Here is a 6175-nt window from a genome sequence, read left to right on the forward strand (position 1 = left end):
ACCGGCGGTGCTCGTGACGAGCCGGTCGTGGGGTCCGCCGCCGGCCCTCGAACGTCCGCCGCCGGCTCCCTCGCCAGACCCTGTGCCGACCGCGCCTGCAGCTTGGGTACCGGCGAACACCGAACAGGACGTCAGTGCCCGCGCTGGCCCGGGTGGGCGGCCGCACCCGCCGACTCGACCGCGTCTCCCGGTCCGACCGGACCCGCCGACCTGGCTGGGGCGGTCGTCGGATTACGTAGCCAGGTGATGTCGTCGCGCACGGTCTGGATGGTCCGCTCGGGCGGGGAGAGCTTGCGCAACCGCGCCATCGCGAACAGGGCCAGCAGCCCCGCGACGACGAGGTAGAGACCGGCCGTCAGCAGATAGGACCAGAAACGCTCGATGCCGGCCCAGGTGAACAGCTCTCCCAGAAAGATCGTGACGGCGATCAGAGCGCAGAACCCGAGGCCGGCCGCCACCGCCAGAAAACCGATTCCGAGCGCAGCCGACACCGCCTGCTGGGCAAGCTCGGCCTTGGCCAGGTTGATCTCCTGACGAACCAACAACGAGACATCGCGAGTGGCCAGAGCCACCAGCTCACCCAGCGTCGGCTCACGGCCGTCCCGAGCCTTCCCGGCTGCGATCGACACTTCTGGTCCTCCCTCTGGCGGCGACCCGCCCGTGCTGGACGGCGGGACAGTTCGCGCTACCGCCCTGATCCGACATGCACCCTGATCCGACATGCACCCTGATCCGACATGCACCCTGATCCGACATGCACCCTGATCCGACAGGGTCCGAACCGGCGGCGGACCGGGAGGCCCCACCGGAGGCCATCCGCCCCGGCCCCCTCCGGTCCATACCGTCAATACCCTCCCGGCCGACCGTCCCCCCATCATGACGCGGTCCGCCGCCCCGGTCCCGCTACGCAGTCTCCCCCGCGCGGAGCCGCCTGGGGGCCCAACGACGCGGCTCAGACCTGTGACTCCTCCTACGGGTCTCACCGTCTTCCCGCTTGGCCCGGCCCGCCTGGCCTGGACGGTCCGACCCCGCACGGCCCAGCCCGCATGGCCCAGCCCGCATGGCGCGGACGGGTAGCGTGCGAGCTGTGAGTCTCCGCCCGTCTGGAACAATCCTCGCCGCCGATCCACTCGCCCGTGTTGCCGCTCTGCCCGGGGTGCGTGAAGCCGCGGACAGCGCCCGATCCGCGGTGGACACGCTTCTGCGCCACCGCGTTCTGCGCCGCCAGAGCGCCGAGGTGACCGCGGAGGCATCGTTRCGGGCCGCCCGCGCCTGCGCCGCCCTCGAGGGATACGAGATCAGCCTGGACGAGTTGCGGGCGCACCTGGCCCGGTCCGGGCCCGAAGGCGTGCTCCCCGGCCCGGAGGAAACGGACGCGTCGAAGGCCGGAGCGGTCACCGACCGCGGTACACGGAACGACGCCGCCATGACCGGATCCGGCCATCCGTTACCTGTCGTCCTCGGCACGGTTCGGCTCTACGCCGAACTGGGCATCCTGGTTCCGGCCTGGGAGCGGGCACCGCGACAGGCCCTGGCCCGCATGCACGTGCTGCTGGGCCGGGGTTTCGTCCCGGACGACGAGCTCGGTCGTCCGCGGGCCGATGCCGGCACCCGGGCGATCCTCGACCCGTTGCGGTTGGGCCCGCCTCCCCACTCGGTGGAGACCTCGGTTCGGCTGGATGGCCTGACCGGACTCCTCGTCGCGCCCACGAGCGCGCCGGCGATCGTGGTGGCCGCCGTGGTGCACGGGGAGCTGCTGGCCCTACGACCGTTCGGCGCCCTCGACGGGGTCATCGCCCGGGCCGCCGCCCGTCTGGTCCTGATCGGCCGGGGCCTCGATCCCAAGGCACTCACGGCGACCGACGTCGGACATCTCGAGATGGGACAGAACCCGGCGAGCATCCTGCGGGTGGACCGCGCGGGGGACGCCCACGCCGGAGAGGCCTACGCCGGAGAGGCCTACGCCGGGTACCGCGAGGCCGCCGCGGCCTATGTCGGTGGCGGCGCCGACGGCGTGGCCATCTGGGTACGGCACTGCGCGAAGGCCCTGGAACTCGCCGCGCGGGAGTCCCTCGCCGTCTGCGAGGCGCTCGCCCGAACCTGATCCACACTTACGGAGCGATTGACGCACCTGACGGATCCGCTGCAGGGATGGACCACAACGAACCTGCCCGTATGAACCACTCGGTGCGGACCCCTGCGTGGGCTGCCGCCCCCTCCTGCCACGTGGGCGGCAGCCACGCGTTCCCGGCCTGCGGCCTCGGCAGGTCTCGGCAGGTCGAAACCTCCATCAGAACATCTTCAGGCCCTGTGGAGGGCGGTCATCCACAGGGCCTGTCCCGGCGCATGGTGAGACCACGTCTTCCCCGACCCCGATGGGAACGAGGCCGCCATGTCCCCTGCTCCGCCCCTGCTGACCGCCGCGGAGAACCACGGTCCGGTCGTACGCCCGCTCATCGTCACCGCCATTCCCGACCTGCTCGACGATCTGTTGCGGCTTGCGGCGGCCGCCRGTGTGTCGATGACGGTCGCCGCCGAGATGAGCGCGGTGCGCCGCAACTGGACGTCGGCTCCCCTGGTCATCGTCGGAATGGACGAGGTCGAGCCGTGCATCGCGGCCACGCTGCCCGATCGACGGCATGTAGTCCTGGTCGGGGGACACGTCGACGACGGCCGGGTGTGGGACGCCTCCGTGCGCATCGGCGCCGATCACGTGGTCTTCCTTCCCGAAGCCGAGCCCTGGCTGGTCGACCTCCTCAGCGATCTCGACGGCCTCGATCGGCATCGTTCGGTGACGCTGGGCATCATCGGCGGCCGCGGCGGGACGGGAGCCTCCACCTTGGCCGTCTCGCTGGCCCTGGCCGGGCTGAGGCACGACCTGCGCACGATGCTGATCGACGCGGATCCGCACGGTGGCGGGCTCGCCCCCGCCTTCACCCGCCTCGTGCCGTCCATGTCCGGTGCCTTCCCTGGCGGGGAGACCTCCAGTCTGGCGCCGCTGTTTCCCACGCGCCACGACCAGCATGACCAGATGGACGGGAGCGGCCCGGTCGGACCGATCGCCTGGTCCGACCGGCTGCCCCGCCGGGGTGACCTCTCCGTGGTGTCCTGGGATCCCGCCGTCAGCCCAGCCGTTCCCCCGGCGACGATGGCCACCCTGCTCGCGACCGCTCGTTGCACGTCCGACCTGGTGATCCTGGATCTCCCCGGCCGAGGGAATCCGGCGGCCACCGCAGTCGACGCGGGCACCACCGTGGCCCTGCGGACCTGCCAGACGGTGCTGATCGTCACGCCCGCGGACCTGCCGTCGATCGTGGCGGCCGAACGTGTCTGCTCGGCCGCCATCCGCCGGTCCGCCGATGTGCGCGCCGTCGTCCGGCTGCACCCGTCCGACCGCCTCACCCCGGAGGCAATCGCCACGATGCTCGGCGTGCCACTGGCCGGGGTGATCAGCAGCCGACGGCACCGTTCGGTTCCCACTCGCGACCGCTACGGCGGCTCAGCCGACAGGAACACCATCGATCGCCTCAGCGAGGAGCTGCTGACCCGCCTCTGCGTTCTCGGGCCACGGGTGTGGCCCGATCCGGAGGCCTGGTCATGACCGGGCTCGGCGAGCGACGCAGGTCCCCATTCCCCGCCACAGGTCACACGGCCTCACCGGCTGCCCGAGCGGCCGCGAGGCCCGCGGTCTCCACACGATCTTCACCGCCGTCCGCAATTCCATCGGAACCGCTCGAACCGTCAGAACCGGTGACCGCACCCGCGGAGCCGCCCGGAGCCGGCCCGCTGGATCCCCTCCTCGCTGATCCGCACGTCACCGATGTCCTGGTCAACGGGCCCGGTGAGGTCTGGGTGGAACGCCGGGGCCGGCTCATCCGTACCTCGGTCGCGTTCGCGGACGAGGAAGCGGTGCGGYGCCTGGCCGTTCGTCTCGCCGCGACGGCCGGGCGGCGCCTGGACGCCGCGATGYCCTTCGCTGACGTGCAACTGCGCGACGGAACCCGGTTGCACGCGGTTCTGGCACCGATCGCGGTGCAGGGTACGTGCCTGTCGCTGCGACGGACCCGGCGTCGCCCCTTCACCTTCGACGAACTCGTGCTCGCCGGAACAATGAGCCCGGCGGTGGCGGGCGTGCTGCACGCGGTCCTGAGCGCCCGACTTGCGATCGTGGTGACCGGGGGCACCGGCTCGGGCAAGAGCACACTGCTTGCCGCACTACTGGGAGCGGTGCGCCCCGACGAACGGATCGTGCTGGTGGAGGACACCGCCGAGCTCGTCATGGACCGTCCGGGGATGGTGCGGCTCGAGGCCCGCCCGCCGAACATCGAGGGCGCTGGCGAGGTGACCCAGCGCGATCTGGTCCGCCAGGCGCTGCGCATGCGCCCGGATCGGCTGGTGCTCGGCGAGGTCCGCGGCCCCGAGGTGCTCGATCTCCTCGTCGCCCTCAACACCGGTCACGAGGGCGGGCTGAGCACCGTGCACGCCAACGACACCAGTGCGCTGCCCACCCGCCTGGAGGCTCTCGCCGCCCTCGCCGGGCTGTCCCGCCCCGCGGTCCACAGCCATATCGCGGCAGCGCTCCACACCGCCGTTCATCTTTGCCGGGAGGCCGACGGCCGCCGTCGGGTCTGCGCGATCGGGGTGTTCCGCCAGACGGACAGCGGACTGGTTCAGGTCGTGCCGGCCCTGGTCGTTCCTGCCGCACCTTCCCGGAACGGGCCAGCCCTGCGCGCCTGCGACCCGACGCCGGCGGAGGGTCTRCCGATCCTGCGTGACCTGCTGGACGTGCGCGGTGTCTCRCTTCCAGCCCTGGTTGACGCCGGGTCGCAGGTGCGGAGGCGAGCATGACCGTACTCGAGCGCGTGGGGACCGTCCCGGCAACCATCGCAGTCACCCGGCCGAGGACCGGAACCATGATCGGTTCAGGAATCGGCCTGGTCCTCGGTGCCGTCCTGCTCACGCTGGCCTCCGGACCGGTGGCTGCGGGCGTCATGGCCGTGCTGCTCTGCTGTCTCGCCCGGGCGCGACGGCGGTCACTGGAGCGGCGCAGGCAGGTGGCGGTCCGCCAGTCCGCGGAAGACCTCCTCGCCGCGTTCGCGGCCGAGCTCGACGCCGGCGCACCCCAGCTCGAGGCCCTACGCCGGGCGGCGGGCGGCATCGACGAACTCGTTGCGGCACCGGCGGGACGATCGGCGTGGCTGCCCATCGACCAGCTCGGTGCCGCGCTCGACCGGACGGAGGAGCCCGGTGCGTTGTTGTGCCGCAGTGAGGCGTCATCACTGCGGCAGCTCGGAGTCGCCTACCAGGTCTGCGCGGCCGTCGGCGCAAGGCTGGCGCCCGTCGCGACGATGCTCGCGGCGGTCGCCCGCGCCGACGCGGTGCGGGCGGGCGAGCTGACCTCGGCACTGGCCGGGCCCCGGTCATCCGGACGGCTGGTGGCCTCGCTTCCGCTGGCCGGAATCGTCCTGGGGTCGCTCGCGGGAGCAGCGCCGATTGCGGTGCTGCTGGGCACGCCGGCGGGGATCGGATGCCTGCTCGTGGGCGGGCTCGCCGACCTGGTCGGAGTCCGCTGGCTTCGCCGCTTGGCGGACGGCGTGGAGCGACGGGGAGAGCCGGTGGCCGTGGATGCAACGGGCCTCGCGCCCCCGACCTCCGCCGTGGCGGGGCACAACCGGTTCCTCGCCGACTTTCCCCTGGCCCTGGACCTGATCGCGGCGTGTCTACGCAGCGGGGAAACCATTATGTCGGCGGCGCGGGCCGTCGGCGCCGCCACCGGTGGCGTGTTGGGCGCGGAACTGTGCTCCGTGGGCGATGCACTCGCGGCGGGCGCCACGGTGGGCGCCGCATGCGAGCGACTGGTGGCCGCGAGTCATGCTCCCCGACTCACCGACCGGTTGCCCGGATGGGCTCGCCGCGGCCGCGTGACGCCGCCGTCCCGGCGGGCCAGGATGGTGCGGGCAGCGATCATGGCGCTCGATCGCGCGGAGATGTCCGGGGCGAAGCTCGCCGCCACTCTCACCCGACTGGCCGATCGTGCCAGGGRCGAAGCCCACGCGGAGAGCATCGCCGCGGCTCGTCGGGCAGGTGTCCTGGCGGTCGCGCCCCTGGGCCTGTGCTTCCTTCCCGCCTTTCTCCTGCTCGGAGTGGTCCCCATGGTCCTCGGATCCGTCCCCGC

The 6175-nt window shown here is 72.4% G+C and carries 5 protein-coding genes; 4 read left to right on the plus strand and 1 reads right to left on the minus strand.

The window, feature by feature from the left end:
- Positions 1-131: 131 nt before the first annotated feature.
- Positions 132-629: a phage holin family protein gene (locus tag KBI5_RS17210; RefSeq protein WP_023840723.1), complete on the minus strand. Its 498-nt coding sequence runs from the start codon at positions 627-629 to the stop codon at positions 132-134.
- Positions 630-1087: 458 nt separating this feature from the next.
- Between KBI5_RS17210 and KBI5_RS17215 the strand changes: the two genes are divergently transcribed.
- From KBI5_RS17215 to KBI5_RS17230, 4 genes are all read left to right on the plus strand, one after another.
- Positions 1088-2104 (plus strand): hypothetical protein, encoded by a 1017-nt coding sequence (locus KBI5_RS17215; protein ID WP_241882987.1) that lies wholly within the window; start codon positions 1088-1090, stop codon positions 2102-2104.
- Positions 2105-2392: 288 nt separating this feature from the next.
- On the plus strand, positions 2393-3601 hold the full coding sequence (gene ssd / locus KBI5_RS17220; RefSeq protein ID WP_051868653.1) for a septum site-determining protein Ssd: 1209 nt from the start codon (positions 2393-2395) through the stop codon (positions 3599-3601).
- A complete protein-coding gene (locus KBI5_RS17225) occupies positions 3598-4848 on the plus strand; it encodes a TadA family conjugal transfer-associated ATPase (RefSeq protein WP_085015827.1) in 1251 nt (416 codons plus the stop codon). The genes ssd and KBI5_RS17225 overlap by 4 nt, the downstream gene beginning before the upstream one ends.
- Positions 4849-4913: 65 nt before the next feature.
- A partial coding sequence (locus tag KBI5_RS17230; RefSeq protein ID WP_241882989.1) for a type II secretion system F family protein occupies positions 4914-6175 on the plus strand: 1262 nt, incomplete at its 3' end.

This window comes from Frankia sp. KB5, from assembly GCF_002099325.1.
Classification (GTDB): Bacteria; Actinomycetota; Actinomycetes; order Frankiales; family Frankiaceae; genus Frankia; species Frankia casuarinae.